At 48.7% G+C, this 15147-nt stretch carries 13 protein-coding genes; 5 read left to right on the top strand and 8 right to left on the bottom strand.

Annotation, left to right across the window (positions count from 1 at the left end; all coding sequences use genetic code 11):
* Nucleotides 1–151 precede the first annotated feature (151 nt).
* The 8 genes from mgtA to VB797_RS31225 form a co-directional block, all read right to left on the bottom strand.
* Nucleotides 152–2692, bottom strand: a complete 2541-nt coding sequence (gene mgtA / locus VB797_RS31260) for a magnesium-translocating P-type ATPase (RefSeq protein ID WP_323241681.1) — start codon at nt 2690–2692, stop codon at nt 152–154.
* Nucleotides 2689–3006, bottom strand: a complete 318-nt coding sequence (locus VB797_RS31255; protein WP_323241680.1) for a chaperone modulator CbpM — start codon at nt 3004–3006, stop codon at nt 2689–2691. The genes mgtA and VB797_RS31255 overlap by 4 nt, the downstream gene beginning before the upstream one ends.
* Nucleotides 3003–3935, bottom strand: coding sequence for a J domain-containing protein (locus VB797_RS31250; RefSeq protein WP_323241679.1), 933 nt, complete (start codon nt 3933–3935; stop codon nt 3003–3005). Before VB797_RS31250 ends, VB797_RS31255 begins: the two co-directional genes overlap by 4 nt.
* 49 nt (nt 3936–3984) lie before the next feature.
* On the bottom strand, nt 3985–4827 hold the full coding sequence (locus tag VB797_RS31245) for a DUF6920 family protein (protein WP_323241678.1): 843 nt from the start codon (nt 4825–4827) through the stop codon (nt 3985–3987).
* A 359-nt stretch (nt 4828–5186) separates the two neighbouring features.
* Nucleotides 5187–6389, bottom strand: coding sequence for a serine hydrolase domain-containing protein (locus tag VB797_RS31240; RefSeq protein WP_323241677.1), 1203 nt, complete (start codon nt 6387–6389; stop codon nt 5187–5189).
* Nucleotides 6390–6432: 43 nt separating this feature from the next.
* Nucleotides 6433–7362: a hypothetical protein gene (locus VB797_RS31235; protein ID WP_323241676.1), complete on the bottom strand. Its 930-nt coding sequence runs from the start codon at nt 7360–7362 to the stop codon at nt 6433–6435.
* A gap of 77 nt (nt 7363–7439) precedes the next feature.
* Nucleotides 7440–8255 (bottom strand): phosphate ABC transporter ATP-binding protein PstB, encoded by an 816-nt coding sequence (gene pstB / locus VB797_RS31230; RefSeq protein ID WP_323241675.1) that lies wholly within the window; start codon nt 8253–8255, stop codon nt 7440–7442.
* 16 nt (nt 8256–8271) lie between these two features.
* A complete protein-coding gene (locus VB797_RS31225; protein WP_323241674.1) occupies nt 8272–8763 on the bottom strand; it encodes a hypothetical protein in 492 nt (163 codons plus the stop codon).
* A 691-nt stretch (nt 8764–9454) separates the two neighbouring features.
* Here VB797_RS31225 and VB797_RS31220 point away from each other — a divergent pair.
* The 5 genes from VB797_RS31220 to VB797_RS31200 all read left to right on the top strand — a co-directional run bounded on the left by VB797_RS31220 (nt 9455) and on the right by VB797_RS31200 (nt 15010).
* Nucleotides 9455–9619 carry a hypothetical protein gene (locus VB797_RS31220; protein WP_323241673.1) on the top strand — a complete coding sequence of 55 codons (165 nt, stop codon included), beginning with the start codon at nt 9455–9457 and terminating at the stop codon, nt 9617–9619.
* Nucleotides 9620–9722: 103 nt separating this feature from the next.
* Nucleotides 9723–10172, top strand: a complete 450-nt coding sequence (locus VB797_RS31215) for a pyridoxamine 5'-phosphate oxidase family protein (RefSeq protein WP_323241672.1) — start codon at nt 9723–9725, stop codon at nt 10170–10172.
* Complete coding sequence (locus tag VB797_RS31210; RefSeq protein WP_323241671.1) at nt 10153–11757, top strand: pyruvate kinase; 1605 nt, start codon at nt 10153–10155, stop codon at nt 11755–11757. The genes VB797_RS31215 and VB797_RS31210 overlap by 20 nt, the downstream gene beginning before the upstream one ends.
* Nucleotides 11758–11814: 57 nt before the next feature.
* Nucleotides 11815–14445 carry a cation-translocating P-type ATPase gene (locus VB797_RS31205; protein ID WP_323241670.1) on the top strand — a complete coding sequence of 877 codons (2631 nt, stop codon included), beginning with the start codon at nt 11815–11817 and terminating at the stop codon, nt 14443–14445.
* A 136-nt stretch (nt 14446–14581) separates the two neighbouring features.
* On the top strand, nt 14582–15010 hold the full coding sequence (locus tag VB797_RS31200) for a hypothetical protein (protein ID WP_323241669.1): 429 nt from the start codon (nt 14582–14584) through the stop codon (nt 15008–15010).
* Nucleotides 15011–15147 lie beyond the last annotated feature (137 nt).

Here is a 15147-nt window from a genome sequence, read left to right as displayed (position 1 = left end):
TAAAACGACTGAAGATTTACGGCGGCAAAGATGACAGAAATCCTCGCTAAGCTAAACATATCATTAAAATTGATGCTGTCTGGATAACTTATATATTTAAAGTATTGTCAAATATAATCGTAGGTTGGCTCATTTCGCTCCTGCTTGATAACTAGAATTTTACGCGGCTATAAAACATTCGTTTTACGTTTTCTGCACAGAGAATGTAGAAACCCACAATAGCTGCCAGCACCAGCAGAAATTCAGTCGGCAAGGCTTGAAATCCCAGTGGAGCTGCAAGCGGCGTATAGGGCAAGAGCAGAGTGATAGCGGCAATGGCTATCGTAGTTGAGAATAAAGCTCGACTCGGTTTACTATGGAGAATAGATTTTTGTGTCCGAATGGACAGTACAATCATAGAGGCAGAGATTACCGATTCCATCAACCAGCCGGTTCTAAACTGGGCCTGGTCAGCTTGGAGTAGCAGCAGCAAAGCTGCAAAAGTGAGGTAATCAAACATCGAACTGAGCAAGCCAAACACCAGCATAAAATTGCGGATGAAGTGAATATTCCAACGACGGGGCTGGCTGACCTGCTCGCGATCGACTCGATCGGTGGCGATTGTCAATTCTGGGAAATCAGTCAGCAGGTTTGTCAGCAAAATCTGACTGGGCAGCAGCGGCAGAAAGGGCAGAAATAGAGAAAGTCCTGCCATGCTGAACATATTGCCAAAGTTAGCGCTTGTCGCCATAAACACGTATTTTAGGGTGTTGGCAAATGTTACCCGTCCTTGCTTAACGCCTTCGATCAAGACATTTAAATCCTTTTCCATCAGCACAATGTCGGCAGCTTCTTTGGCAACATCGACTGCGCTATCAACCGAGATGCCAACATCAGCAGCATGAAGCGCAGAGGCATCGTTAATTCCATCTCCCAGATATCCGACCACATTCCCGGCTTTTTTAAGAGCAATGATAATGCGCTCTTTTTGATTAGGCTCGATCTCGGCAAAGACATTTGTATGTTGGACTTGATACATTAAGGCTTCGTCACTGAGCCGCTCTAGTTCCGAGCCTGTCAAAGCTTTGGGTTCGGGCAATCCGATCTGCTGAATGATGCTGAGGGCGACTGCTTTGCTGTCCCCAGTAATCATCTTCGACGTAATCCCCAGCAGTGCCAAATCTTTGAGGGTGTCAGCGATGCCAGCTTTGGGCGGATCAAAGAGCGTCAGGTAGCCCAGAAACGTCATGTCTGTTTCATCGTCTTTGCTGAAGGTGTCTTGATTAAAATCTCGATAGGCTACGCCCAAGACTCTAAACCCCTGGCTACCCAAGTCTTCGGCTCGCTGATGAAGTTTTTGCCGCCACTGGGCAATCTCCACTGTTTTCCCTTCAGCCAGCTCAACGGTTGAACAAGCATCCAAAACATTTTTTAATGCACCTTTGGTCACAATCAGACGCTTATTCTCTTGTGCAAACAAAATGCTGAGTCGCTTACGATTAAAGTCATAGGGCGCTTCATCTCGCTTTTGATAGCCAGAAATATCGAACGGTTTGTAGTCGCGAATTGCTGTATCGATTGGATTTACATAGCCTGACTCAGAGGCAGCATTTAAATATGCATAGAGCAGAACGCGATTCGCCTGCGGTGAGGCTCCGCCAGCGCTGTCCTTCCCCTGCACGTCCACCGCAGAGTGAATTTTCACCAGTCCTGCCGTCAGGGTGCCTGTTTTATCAGTGCAAAACACATTCATGCTGCCAAAGTTTTCAATCGCGGGTAAGTGCTTCACAATCACCTGCTTTTCCGCCATTTTCTTGGCACCCCGCGCCAGATTGACGCTAACGATTGCAGGCAATAGCTGAGGAGTTAGCCCGACTGCTAGCGCTAAAGAAAACAGAAAGGATTCCAACACCGGGCGATGCAGATAGACGTTGGCGACAAAGATCAGCACAACTAAAATCAGCGTAACCTTCATCAAAAAGTAGCCAAACTGACTGAGTCCTCGTTCAAACTCTGTTTCAGTGGGTCTGAGCTTCAGACGCTCTGACACTTTGCCAAATTCTGTTTCTCTTCCGGTATGAACCACCACTGCTGTCGCCGTGCCGCTAATCACAGTGGTGCCCAGATAGAGAGAATTGGTGCGTTGGCTCAGTCCCGTTTTGACCGGCAATACGCCGCTAGATTTGTCAACTGGATAGGTTTCTCCGGTTAATGCGGCTTCCGCCACCGATAGATCCTTCGACTCCAAAATTAGACAGTCGCCCGGAATGTTTTTACCGGCACAGAGCAACAGAATATCACCCGGCACCACGTCCTGACTGGGAATTTCTTCAGCCTGACCGTTTCTTAAAACAGTCGCTTTGACCTGTACTAATGCCAATAGCTTTTCGACGGCATTTGAGGCTCCTTGCTCTTGCCAAAACCCCAATAGCCCGCTGATGAAGACGATTGCTAAAATAATGATCGCGTCTAGCGCATCTTGAAGAAAAATTGAAAGTATTGCCGCAAAAATCAGAATCAAGATAATTGGACTCTTGAACTGATTGAGCAACAGCATCAAGGCACTCGATTTCTGTGTTTTTCTGAGGCTGTTGGAGCTGTACTTACTCAGACGTTGGCTCGCCTCCTGACGGCTTAATCCGGCGGTTGTGGAGTGGGTTTCCTGCAACAGCTGTTCTCCAGACAGGCTCCAAAATGCAGACTTCGGATTCATGATCTGCCTCTTGGAGATGCATCAGCCTTGTATACCTTGAGCTGGGCTCGTAATTGGGCAATTTCCTGAGCCATATCTAATACCATTGCCGCCCCAACTAGATTTAGCCCCAAGTCTTGACGCAGCCGCTGCATTTGGGCAATACGCGCAATCTCACGGGGATGCAGCATCGATCCAGTAGGTTCGATGACGCCGGATGCAACATAAAGTTCTATCACCATAATCGAAGTCTCAGCTAGCAACGCGGCATATTCAAAGGTATAAAGCGGCTCGCCTGCGGGTGAAACCACGACTGTTGACAGGCTAAAACTCATAGCTGAACCTCTTCTAATTGGGCACGCGGATTGAAACTGGTGTTTGCCTGGATCTTCTCATAGCATTCCTGCTCAATCGGACTGAGATCTTGCGGTGTTACAATTTGAAGCTTGACGAATAGGTCACCGCGTCCGCCTTTAGGTAACGTCCAGCCCTTGCCCCGTAGCCTCAGAGATTGCCCTGATCGTATCCCTTTGGGCACAGTCATGGTCACGCTGCCGTCTGGCGTTGGCACTTTGATTTGCGTACCCAAAACCGCTTCGTCGGGGCGGAGTGGAATGTCACAGATCAGGTCATCACCTTCAAATCGCCAGAAGGGATGCGATAAAACCTCCAGGGTGAGATACAAATCGCCGCGCTGTTGCGAGAAAGGGCTGGGGCGACCTTTGCCCTTGAGCCGAATGCGGCTGCCCGGTTTTGCACCTGCGGGAATGCGGACGTTGATGGTTTCATCGTCGAGCTGGAGTCGCTTCTGAACCCCGTGAAACGCTTCGGAAAATGTGAGCGCGAACGCAGCTTCGGTATCTGGTGCAGGCGCTTGAGACCGAAACCCGCCGCCCGTATTAAAGCCGCCTGAAGCGCCACGTCTCGTTCTACCCAGCAGATCATTGATAAATGCGTCAAAGTTATCGTACTGATCGAAGTCTTCGCTCGAAGCCCCTCTAGGCGGCGGCGCTTCACTATAACCGGGCTGGTTCCAATGCTGTCCAAACTGGTCGTATTTCTGCCGCTTCTCTGGATCAGAGAGCACCTCATTCGCGGCATTCAGATCTTTGAACTTGGCCTCTGCGTCTTTGTCTCCAGGATTGAGGTCAGGGTGGTACTTGCGAGCCAGCTTGCGGTAAGCCCGCTTGATTTCTTCAGGAGTTGCGGTCTTGCCGACTCCCAGAACGGCGTAATAGTCCTTAAAATCTGTTGCAGTTGGCATCACGATCCTTTCAATTGCAGGTTGGTTTGCCCTGTGCGATCGTCAGTCTTCACGACGCAAACTCATAGTGAATTTCTGTAACTTTGCCTTTGAAATAGAGCCGAATGCCTTCTGGATATTCCCATCCCACTTCGCCTTCTAAGGGAATCAGCATTCCATTGCGAACGGTATAGTCCCAGAATCGACCGCTCCAGGGCATTGCAGTCAGCTTGTCGCGATACCGAGCCTCAGCCCGAATTGTCGCGATTGCCCCTTCCGCATTAAACCGAAATACGAGAGAAACAGTGGTTGCACCATCCGTTAGAGTAGCGCGGGCGGAGTTGTGATCAATTGCTTCCCAGCTTACACCCTGACTTGGTAATAGGGCAGTGGGATACCAGGTCGTTTCTGCAAAGAACCGCAACAATTCACCTTGATTGTTTTCAGGCGCACCATGTATGTTTGCAACGGTGAAAAGACCAAGTAATGATGCGTGCAAGCTGCCTTCTCCTAACAGATAGGCATCATGGACAAAGGCATTCAGCCCTGGAGCCATCTGGATGCGGGCATCCCAATCGAAACCCAGTCGATGAGTCGCCACCAGTTGAGTAGCGGTAAACGGATTCCATTTATCCTCCATTTCATTCAGATTGAACTGTCCTTGCTGGGAGAGTTTGACCGCAGCTACGATAGCTTGTCCATCCTTGAGTACTGTCTTGAAAAATCGCTGGACGGGATCGGGTAAGCCAGCAATCTCTTTTGGATCGTAGACTGCTGGCTTAATCGATCGCTGTTCGCTGATTAATTTGGCTCGTAAGCTATCAGTGTTTGACTGCCACCGATAGCGACCATAGAGCACCGCAAGTCCGAGGCAGACTATGATGAAAACACTCATCATGGCAATCCATTTCATCCACATAATACTAATCTCTGGTTATTAATTTAGAACTTGATAGAGGGTGATAATGGAAGCGAGCGCAACAATAGCTGTGTAAATTAATTTTGTGTACTTGGCTAGTAAATTTGGAAGATAAATATCAAAATTGTCTTTTGTAGAGTTTGTGTATTTTCGGGCAAGCAGATTTAAGGGACAGTGGGATTTGAACATGAAGAGGATCAGTCCTTCTAGTAAAATAAATCCATAGCCGATCCAGAGCCAGCGATCGAGTTTATTGACGATTGCGGCATACAGCATATAGAAAATCACGAAATTGAAGAACACCCAGATCAAAGTGTGAATGGACTTAATCAACGTTAGTTTAGTTTCACTGTTCATTTCTCCCCAAAAATTATCTTAGCGATCTGTGTACGCATTTCAAACAGATTCATATCTTGCCGATTGCCCAAGATGATGATAACGGTCTTATCATTGGGGTAGCGGGCAATAACGCTATGAAAGCCGTTAATTCCTCCTTCGTGACTGATCAACAGGTGGTGATCTTCCTCGCCGATGCCCCAGCCATAGCCATAGCCGAGTCCACCGTTGTCAGGCATCAGGGCAAAAGCAGTGAACATCATATCTCGCGAGTTTTTCGGGATCAGTTTGTCGGTGTACAGCGCCTGATCCCAACGGTACAGGTCTTCCACGGTGGAGTACAATCCGCCAGCAGCGTAGGGAATAGACATATCGACGAAATCAGCCGGAACGCTCGTCTGGTCACGATAGCCGATAGCAAGATCGCCGTTATTGTGGTCGTAGCCCGAATCAACCATCTGCAACGGCACAAAAATATTGTCTTTGAGAAACGCTTCATAGGTCGCGCCGGATGCCCGCTCAATAATGGCACCTAGCAAGATATATCCGGAGTTGCTGTAGCTAAACTTTTCGCCCGGTTGGAAATCTAACGGTTTGTCTTTGAACCGGGCGATTGTTTGGGTGGGAGACGATGGCGATCCTTGGGTAGCCAGGAAGCCTGGGAATCGAGTGAAATCTGGGATGCCAGAGGTGTGGGTCAAGAGTTGATGAATCGTGATTGCCTGCCACGAGGTCGGACAGTTTGAAAGATACGTGCAGATGCGATCGTGAACATTGAGGTTGCCTTCTGCCTGCAAGATCAGGATCGCCATCGCCGTGAACTGCTTCGTTAGTGAACCGATACGAAACTTTGTTTGCGCCTTGTTCACCTCATGTTTTTCGCGGTCTGCCTCGCCATACCCCTGTCTGACCAGAACTGTGCTGTTTCGCGCAATCAGCACTGACCCGCTAAAGAGTCTCGCTGTGGTCAACTTGCTCAGGTAGATATCGGCTTGGGAAATGATGTCCTGATCTGATGGGAAAACTGAGACGGCAGAAGGTGGAGATGGACTCGTCGTGGATGTAGCCACGGTAGTAGTTCCAAGCTGAGGTGTTTGCGTTGGTAGACTTGTCATTGTCGCCGACGAGGTTGGCAGCCCTATTCCCCAGAGATAGATAAGACTCACCAACGAGGGGATGGCGTGATGATTCGCCCACTGGCGAAGATGAATTTGCAGCATAGAACTCTTTCAAAAACAATGATGAATATTCATGCTGCTCTGCTCACTCAGTCGCTATTTGAGGGTTTTCTCTGCCGAACTTCCACAGCAAGATCACACCCAAACCGAACAGATTGACAAGGAAGACCACTAATCCTCCAAGAAAAGGAATTAGCGTCAGAACTGTCAGGCTGGCCAAACCCACCAAGAACTGCTGCTGTAGCGATCTGTCGCCATTATGGACTAAGCCTTGACCGACAAAAAATGCCACGCCCAATGAACCAACCAGAGTCATGATCGCCACCGTCAGGCTGAGGAGTGGAATCAAAGGAATGCCAATGAGCGTAATTGCCAGAAATACGGTGGCAAAGACAAAAAGGACAATCGCCCCGATGCCCCATAGAGCACTCAAACCTGGATGTTGACGCAGTTTTGCTGCTAGATTTGGCAGAACCTGTGGGCGGGCTTGCAAAATAATCAGTCCGAGAATAGCTGCCACTACGGCGGCACTGACTCTAAAAATAGCGCTGAAGAAATACTGAGCGGAAAATCTACTTCTGCCTCTCTCGCCATTATCCATCATGTCGTGTCGGTCGTTGAATGTGGCGCGTTCACCCGCAATGATTGCCCCAGGTTCCTGTATGATTTTACCGCCAAAGGAGTAGGCATCCCCCTCTACTCGCGAGCCTTCTTTAAGAATGACGTTGCCGCCAAATGCAATGGCAGTATCCAGAACTTTAGAGTTAGGCAGTACCGTAACATTTCCGCCGAAAGCAATGGCATTTTCGATAACTTGATTTTCGGGTACAGTCACGCTGCCGCCAAAGCGAATGAGGTTGGTATTATTGATATTGATGTCAGTCTGTGCCAGAGCATTGCCAGCAAATAGTAGACAGAATGTGGCGATAAAGGTCAGAATTAGCTGTTGCCATTTCATATAATTTAAAGAGGTAATGTTGTTTGGGCTAGCCAGCGAGCAGAAATCGTTTGCCACTCTTGAATCGCGTCTTCAACTATGGCAGAACGGATTTAATCAGCTCCCTTAGCTCTCAATGCTATTGGGTGTAATCTTTAACCAAAGCGACCTTGTACATATTGCCTAGTCAGCTCCTGCTGTGGATGATTAAAAATGATGTCGGTAAAGTTATACTCAACTAATTCACCTGTGCGGCTTCCCTCCTGCATTTCAAGATTGAAAAATGCTGCCCTGTCAGATAAGCGCGCTGCCTGTTGCATATTGTGAGTTACGATCACAATCGTATTTCGCTCTTTGAGTTCCCGCATTAACTCTTCAATCTGCTGGGTTGCTATTGGATCAAGGGAAGAGCAAGGTTCATCCATTAAAATCACCTCTGGCCTTGCAGCCAGTGCCCTGGCAATGCATAATCGCTGCTGCTGCCCGCCAGAGAGTTCCAAAGCGCTTTTCTTAAGCCGGTCTTTCACCTCATCCCACAAGTATGCTTGGCGAAGCGCCTGTTCAACTTGCTCATCTAAAACTTCTTGAAAGAGCTGAAGCCGAGGAGAAAAAGCAACGTTATCGTAAATCGATTTTGGAAATAGATTAGGACTTTGAAAGACCATGCCGATATGGGTGCGGAGAACAATCGGATCGATTTCGCGACGATAGATATCAATATCGTGAAAAAACACCTGTCCGCTCAGTCTTGCTCCTGCAACGAGATCGTTCAAGCGATTTAAACACCGCAGCAGGCTGCTTTTACCACAGCCGGAGGGGCCGATAAACGCAGTGATAGTGTTTTTGTAGATGGGCAGATCAATATCGCGCAGCGCCAGAAACTTGCCGTAGTAGAGTGCTTCTATCTGAGCATGGATGATTTTAGACTTTTTGGAAGAGGTATCTGCGGGCAACGAAGAGTTTGCTATCATAACGCCTCTAGGTAACTCAATTAAGTTCTGATTCTGCACTCGTTGCCATTGCGTAAGGCAACAGTTGACCGCGTGCCCCGACGGTGATTTTGGCTGTTCGCTGAGATTCGTGGGTCTTCATCATCGTTAGCGTCAGGGTTGTACCGGTTAGCTCGGCAATGGCCGTCTGCGGCTGAATTGAGCTGGGCAAGGGAATTAAACTTTGGAAGCGAGAAATTGGAAATCCTGGCTCTGAGTAATTTTGGCGGTCGAGGCCATTTAGCCGCTCACCCTTGATTAGAACAGTCTCAGGGGTAATCTGTAGGTTGAGTCCATCCCTAGAATGATGAAACTGGATCTTCAAAATCAGCAGCGATCCTGTTTCTTGCAGGTCAAGGCTGAAGGGTTGGGAGATGCCGCTATCGCAAACCCAGAGCGTTGATTCACAGGCATTTTGCTTGAGGTCATCGAACAGCCGCAGTAGGAACTGAAAAAGATCTAACGCATACCGCGATTGTAATGCAGTCATTATTCTGATCTACTGAAGAGCGAAGTGGGGTACAGCCTTGAACCTAAGCCGATTTCTTTTTAGAACCGCGCCGCATATGCAGCCCCATAGAAAATCCCGTAAAAAGCAGTACCAGCAAGCCGAGAGCGTTTAGAAAAGGATAAATGACTATCTAGATTCAGCACACCAAAATGTCCCGCCTTTGGCAGCGCTTTGAGCTGAATTTTGAAGATGGTATATCCGTCTATATCTAATATCATAATACAACTACTATCGCTGTAAAGTCTATCAATTGAAATAGATGAGGCCAGTAAAGATCGAATGTTAAGGGGAATCTATATAGACTAACGGTTATCTTCACGAATCTTAAAATTATATAGAGTTAGTTAAATCTGTATATGCAAACGTTTGAATTGTATGATTTGGTTGAGATCGCAACAAATTAGTAAAACTGACGGCTTTATAAAAAATACTCTCAAAGGCTTGCAGCGTAGGGTGTCTACAGCAATTATCTGCCTCAATTATCTTTGGCTTGGTACATGTGAATTAGTGCGCTAAAGCCATGTGATCTAGGAGCTTTCTCATAACGCCTTCACTTTTCACCTCTATACTTATATGTAAGAGACGTAAGTAGGACTCGCTTCGGAAAGCTCATCTAGCTAGCATTTCCTGGCTCATCAATTACACGATATTTTAATAAGGAATCGCTATTATGCCTTCTAATCGCAAAGGAATTTTCAGTCGGCTGTGGAATATGCTCCAGATGACATCTGACTATATCTTTGGTGCGGCTGCGCGGATTTTCAGCCCTGGCACAGATAACTATCCCAAAACAGGAGCCCAGCCCTACAAAGGCGATCCGAATCCTAAAAAGTAGCAAAAGCAGGAAGTTGGCATCGGGATCATTTCACATTTTGAAATATTTTTCCACCTACTCCATAATTCTCTAATTTACAATCACTAGATTTAGGAGAATCCCAATGTTAGATATTGATGAAATGGGACAGAAGGAAATCCAAGGCTTCCTGCAAAAGGTTGGATATGGGCATCTGGGCTTCATCCATGACGGCAAACCCTGCGTAATGCCAATGCATTATCACCTTCAAGACACAGAGATCTACCTGTTTACAACTGAAGGCATGAAGACGCACGACATTGACGCGAATCCAGAGATCTGCCTGCAAGTCGAAGAAATCCACGATCCGCTACACTGGCGCAGCGTGATTGTATCGGGTCGAGCCGAGCGCCTCAGTGAGCAGCGAGATATCGATCAGGCGATGCAGTTTATCAAAGCGCAGAATCCAACGCTCTCTCCAGCGATCAATCGCACCTGGATCGACTCTGACGGGCGGTCAGAGGTGATTACTATCTATCGTATTCATGAGAGTGCAATGAGCGGACGCACGACGGATGGAGCAAGCAGTCGGTGAACTGCATCGCCTATCCACTCAGGAGCCTCTGATAATGGTTGGTTTAGCTAGCGTCAAACCGCTGAATTTATCTAGTCCACAGGTTTTGCTATCGGCTCTGCAAACCCTGCACCTGACCGTTAAACGCGAGGGGGAAGCCACCTTTAACTTGTGGAAACCGCAGATTCAGCGGCCTGAGTTTCTGTCTAGTGCCCTGAATCTAGCTCAGTATCTAGCCTTACGTCGGCATGACCTCCGCGATATCCAAGCTGCGCTGATGCCTTGGGGTTTATCGTCACTAGGGCGCATTGAAGCGCGAGTCATGCCCAATCTTGAGGCCGTTATTGCCACCCTAGAAGTCATTTGCGGCAAAGACTCTGCCGAGCAGAATAGCCGCCCGCCAATCGAGTCCTTTTTTGAGGGCAATCGGTTGCTTCAGCAGCAGACTGAGGCATTATTTGGCCCCACCTTGACCCATCGCCAGGTCAGAATTATGGTCACATTGCCCACCGAAGCCGCTGCTGACTATGCGCTAGTTCTAGAAATTATCCGACGGGGAGCAAACTGCGCGCGAATCAACTGCGCCCACGATACGCCAGAACTCTGGCAGAAAATGATTGATCACGTTCGCCGAGCAGAACAGGAAACGGGAACGCCCTGCAAAGTGATGATGGATATAGCAGGCCCCAAAATCCGCACGGGAGCAGTACTTGCGCCACCTGACAAAAAGCGAGTCTTTCAAGGGGATCACATTGTGCTGTCGCGTTGCCTGCCGGAACTTGAACGTAATGCATCAGGCGAAGTGATCCCATCGCCCGTAGAGAATTTTCAAACCTGCTGCACCATTCCTGAAATTCTCGATTTATTGGCTGTAGATTCTCTTGTATACATTGATGATGGCAAAATTACAACCCGCGTTGTTAATACGCAATACTCATCGCCTGATGGGCAATTGGGACTGTTGTTGGAAGTGACTCACGCCAGTCCTAAAGGGGGCAAACTTCGATCCGAAAAGGGCTTGAATTTTCCGGGCACAGTTTTGTCGCTCAGTCCGTTGACCGAAAAGGATTTATCTGACCTAGATTTTGTCGCCGCTCACGCTGACATTGTTGGCTACTCTTTTGTGCAGCGACCTGCCGATATTGAGTTACTTCAACAAGAGCTCAAGCGTCGTTCTACAGGCTCACCCAGCCCGACGATTGTGGCCAAGATTGAAACTCCCATTGCGGTGGGCAATCTGCCAGAATTGATCCTCTCTGCCGCAGGTCAACATCCCTTTGGCATCATGATTGCCAGAGGCGACCTAGCCGTTGAAATTGGATACCAGCGTTTGACAGAGATCCAAGAAGAAATTCTTTGGATTTGCGAAGCGGCGCATATTCCCGTGATTTGGGCAACGCAGGTGCTAGAAAGCCTGGTCAAAAATGGCGTATCGTCACGTTCGGAAATGACGGATGCGGCTATGTCTGAACGCGCTGAATGCGTCATGTTAAATAAAGGGCCGTTTATTGCCGAAGCCATCACCAGTTTGGATGATGTCCTAACTCGTATGGAAGCCCACCAGTTGAAAAAAACGCCCCAGCTGAGAGCTTTGCATTCCTGGTAGATTGGTTCACCTTGAAATCGCGGCATTGCATTACATTTCACAGGGAAGAGCGGGATTATGGTTTCTCCAGTCAAACTCAATGCCGGATTGCCTGAGCGAGATGGAAACGGATTACCCTCTGCAACCGCAATCGCTCGGCTCGAACAAGAGGGCTACAATGAACTTCCTTCGGCTCGATCGCGCAGTCTTTTAGCGATCGCTTGGGGCACCGTCCAAGATCCGATCTTTCTTTTACTCGTCGGCGGTGGGGTAATTTATTGGATTTTAGGCGACCTACAGGAAGCCTTGATTTTGGTGGGGTTCGTCGTCTTCATTATGGGGATTGGACTCTACCAAGAAGGCAAGACCGAACATGCCCTAGAAGCCTTGCGCGATCTCTCTAGCCCTCGCGCCTTGGTGATTCGAGATGGACAGCGAAACCGAATCGCAGGGCGCGAAGTTGTTCGAGGCGATCTCTTGGTATTAGCCGAAGGGGATCGAGTCTCTGCGGATGCGATTGTGCTTTCCTGCACCAATCTCTCAACCGATGAGTCATTATTGACCGGGGAATCATTGCCTGTTCGTAAAGCTGCCGCTGTAGTTAGCGCTGTGGATAGCCTAGAGATGGTGCGTCCGGGGGGAGATGCCTTGCCGTTTGTCTATGCTGGGACATTGGTTGTGCAAGGAGAAGGAACGGCTCAAGTCCAAGCAACTGGCGCTCACACGGAAATGGGCAAGATTGGCCATGCGCTGCAAGACGTGAAGCCTGAACCGACCGCCCTACAGCAAGAAATGACGCGATTGGTGAGCCGCCTATTTGGCATCGCTCTGGCGCTCTGCGTGGCGATTGTGGTGATTTATGGACTCACAACGGGCGATTGGCTCAAAGGAATTTTGGCAGGCATCACGTTAGCGATGGCAATTTTGCCAAATGAGTTTCCGGTTGTCGTGACGATTTTTTTAGCATTGGGCGCTTGGCGCATTTCTCAGAAGCAGGTCTTAGCTCGTCGCGCTTCAGCCGTTGAAACTGTGGGTTCTGCAACCGTTCTATGTGTCGATAAAACCGGGACGCTGACCCTCAATCAGATGGCTGTGCAACAGCTATTCCCTTATAGCTCTTCAGAAAGCTCTCACTCCTATAATTTGGGATTGCATTCACAAGAGCCACTCCCCGAAGGCGTTCATGAATTAGTTGAGTTCTGTATTTTGGCGAGTCAGAGAGATCCGTTTGATCCGATGGAGAAGGCGTTTAAGCAATTAGGGGATTCCTATCTCGCACATACTGAGCATTTGCACAGCGATTGGAAGCTGTTACGAGAATATCCGCTCTCACCGCATCTACTGGCTATGTCTCACGTCTGGCAGTCAGCGAACGGCAAGCAGTCTGAAATTGCCGCAAAAGGCGCACCAGAAGCCATCGCGGATCTCTGTCATTTCACGCCCCAACAGCAGAAAACTCTGGTGGCGCAAGTTAAGGGGATGGCGGCTCAGGGGCTGCGGGTGTTGGGCGTTGCCAAAGCCTCTCTGGGCGCGCCGCCCCAATTTTTACCGCCTCATCCGTCGCTCAATCTGAATCATTTACCTGACGAGCAACATGACTTTGCATTTCAGTTCCTCGGATTAGTCGGACTCTCTGATCCCGTGCGGCCAAACGCGGCGGCGGCAATTCAAGAATGCCACACCGCTGGGATTCGAGTGGTAATGATTACGGGGGATTATCCAGAAACGGCCCAAACGATTGCCCGTCAGGTTGGATTGCTGCAAATGGGAGCTATTTTGACCGGAGCGGAGTTAGATCGCATGAGTGATACTGAACTCCAGCAGCGCATCCAAAGTACGAATATCTTTGCACGAGCCGTCCCCGAACAGAAATTGAGGATTGTCAACGCTCTGAAAGCCAAAGGTGAAGTCGTGGCCATGACTGGGGATGGCGTGAATGATGCCCCAGCGCTCAAAGCTGCCCAAATTGGAATTGCGATGGGTCAGCATGGCACAGATGTCGCCCGTGAGTCGGCGGCGCTCGTGTTGTTAGATGATGATTTTTCGTCAATTGTGCAGGCCGTCAAACTCGGACGGCGAATTTTTGATAACCTCCGCAGGGCAATGGCCTATCTAATTGCGATTCACCTGCCGATTGCCGGAATGTCCTTGATTCCGGTGTTGTTCAAGCTGCCGCTGGTGTTGCTTCCGGTTCATATTGCGTTTCTACATTTGATCATTGATCCAGCCTGCTCGGTTGTTCTAGAAGCCGAACCCGCAGAAGCAACAGTGATGAAGCGTCCGCCCCGCAATCCCAAAGAGCCTCTATTTGGTCGAAAAACGCTGGGCTTGGCCTTGCTGCAAGGGAGCGGGATTTTGGCAGTTGTACTCGTGATCTTTATTGTGGCGCTCTATCGCGGACAGGGCGAACTGGATGCTCGTACACTCACGTTTACGACGTTAATTTTGGCAAATCTAGGGCTAATTTTGAGCGAGGGTTCTTCATCACGCCTCAGCTTCAAAATATTGAAATCTCCCAATCCTGCCCTCTGGTGGGTGATTGGCGGAGGACTCTTCTTTCTGGCAATCGTCCTCTACGTTCCCTTCTTGCGCCATTTGTTTAGCTTCTCTTTTCTACATCCAATTGATGTTGCTATTTGTCTATTCGGTGGGGCAATCAGCTTGCTCTGGTTTGAGATATTGAAGCAGGCTATGAAAACAATGCCGTAGTGAGGCCGTAGTGAGGCTGTGGTAAGATTGCGAAGAACGCTTCGCCTACGTTTTGTATCGTAGTCAATCAACTTATACAGGAAATAAAACAGTAGCCTGTCATGCTAACAGTGTGAACATACCAGCAGAGGAAATAATGAGTACCGCAACTGCCAATTTTACCAAGCAGCTACATGACAACTTGGAAGAGGTTGAAGAGCGAGCAAAATCGCTGAAGAAGAGCATCAATTCTGCGAGCAAGAAAACTCAGTCTGAGATTCAATCAAAGCTTGACGAGGCGAAGGCCAAGCTAGACGCGAAGAGACAAGAATTTGATCAGTACCGGGCGAAGCTCAAGACCCAGTTCGAGGAAAAAGAGTCTGAGGTGAAGCTGAACGTTGAGGAGTGGAAAGCGAATCGCGAAGTCAAAAAACTCGGACATCGGGCAGACAAAGCCGAAAGCTATGCGGCTACAGCGCTGTTTCTGGCGGTAGCAATGATGGAAGAGGCCGAAGAAGCTACCTTGGAGGCGATTTGCAGTCGACTTGATGCTGAAGCTGCTGAAGCTCCAAAAGCGGTTAAATAAAATTAATCCAAGCTTGCCAGGGAGTGAGTTGAGCCAGGAATCTAGTGCCTATCAATTGGCGGCCCTGACTCACCGATAGCGAACTCCCTGATAGATTTTTATAAGGTGGCTACTAGAACCCTTATGATAACTAATAG

It is taken from the genome of Rivularia sp. UHCC 0363, assembly GCF_034931125.1.
In the GTDB taxonomy this organism is placed as follows: Bacteria; Cyanobacteriota; Cyanobacteriia; order Cyanobacteriales; family Nostocaceae; genus Rivularia.
The sequence above is the reverse complement of the archived record's forward strand: the minus strand, read 5'-3'. Positions and strand labels throughout refer to the sequence as shown.

Excerpts from the sequence above, each read along its gene's own strand:
- mgtA (WP_323241681.1), bottom strand. The coding sequence starts at position 2,692 with ATGAATCCGAAGTCTGCATTTTGGAGCCTGTCTGGAGAACAGCTGTTG.
- VB797_RS31255 (WP_323241680.1), bottom strand. The coding sequence starts at position 3,006 with ATGAGTTTTAGCCTGTCAACAGTCGTGGTTTCACCCGCAGGCGAGCCG.
- VB797_RS31250 (WP_323241679.1), bottom strand. The coding sequence starts at position 3,935 with ATGCCAACTGCAACAGATTTTAAGGACTATTACGCCGTTCTGGGAGTC.
- VB797_RS31245 (WP_323241678.1), bottom strand. The coding sequence starts at position 4,827 with ATGAAATGGATTGCCATGATGAGTGTTTTCATCATAGTCTGCCTCGGA.
- VB797_RS31240 (WP_323241677.1), bottom strand. The coding sequence starts at position 6,389 with ATGCTGCAAATTCATCTTCGCCAGTGGGCGAATCATCACGCCATCCCC.
- pstB (WP_323241675.1), bottom strand. The coding sequence starts at position 8,255 with ATGATAGCAAACTCTTCGTTGCCCGCAGATACCTCTTCCAAAAAGTCT.
- VB797_RS31225 (WP_323241674.1), bottom strand. The coding sequence starts at position 8,763 with ATGACTGCATTACAATCGCGGTATGCGTTAGATCTTTTTCAGTTCCTA.
- VB797_RS31220 (WP_323241673.1), top strand. The coding sequence starts at position 9,455 with ATGCCTTCTAATCGCAAAGGAATTTTCAGTCGGCTGTGGAATATGCTC.
- VB797_RS31215 (WP_323241672.1), top strand. The coding sequence starts at position 9,723 with ATGTTAGATATTGATGAAATGGGACAGAAGGAAATCCAAGGCTTCCTG.
- VB797_RS31210 (WP_323241671.1), top strand. The coding sequence starts at position 10,153 with ATGGAGCAAGCAGTCGGTGAACTGCATCGCCTATCCACTCAGGAGCCT.
- VB797_RS31205 (WP_323241670.1), top strand. The coding sequence starts at position 11,815 with ATGGTTTCTCCAGTCAAACTCAATGCCGGATTGCCTGAGCGAGATGGA.
- VB797_RS31200 (WP_323241669.1), top strand. The coding sequence starts at position 14,582 with ATGAGTACCGCAACTGCCAATTTTACCAAGCAGCTACATGACAACTTG.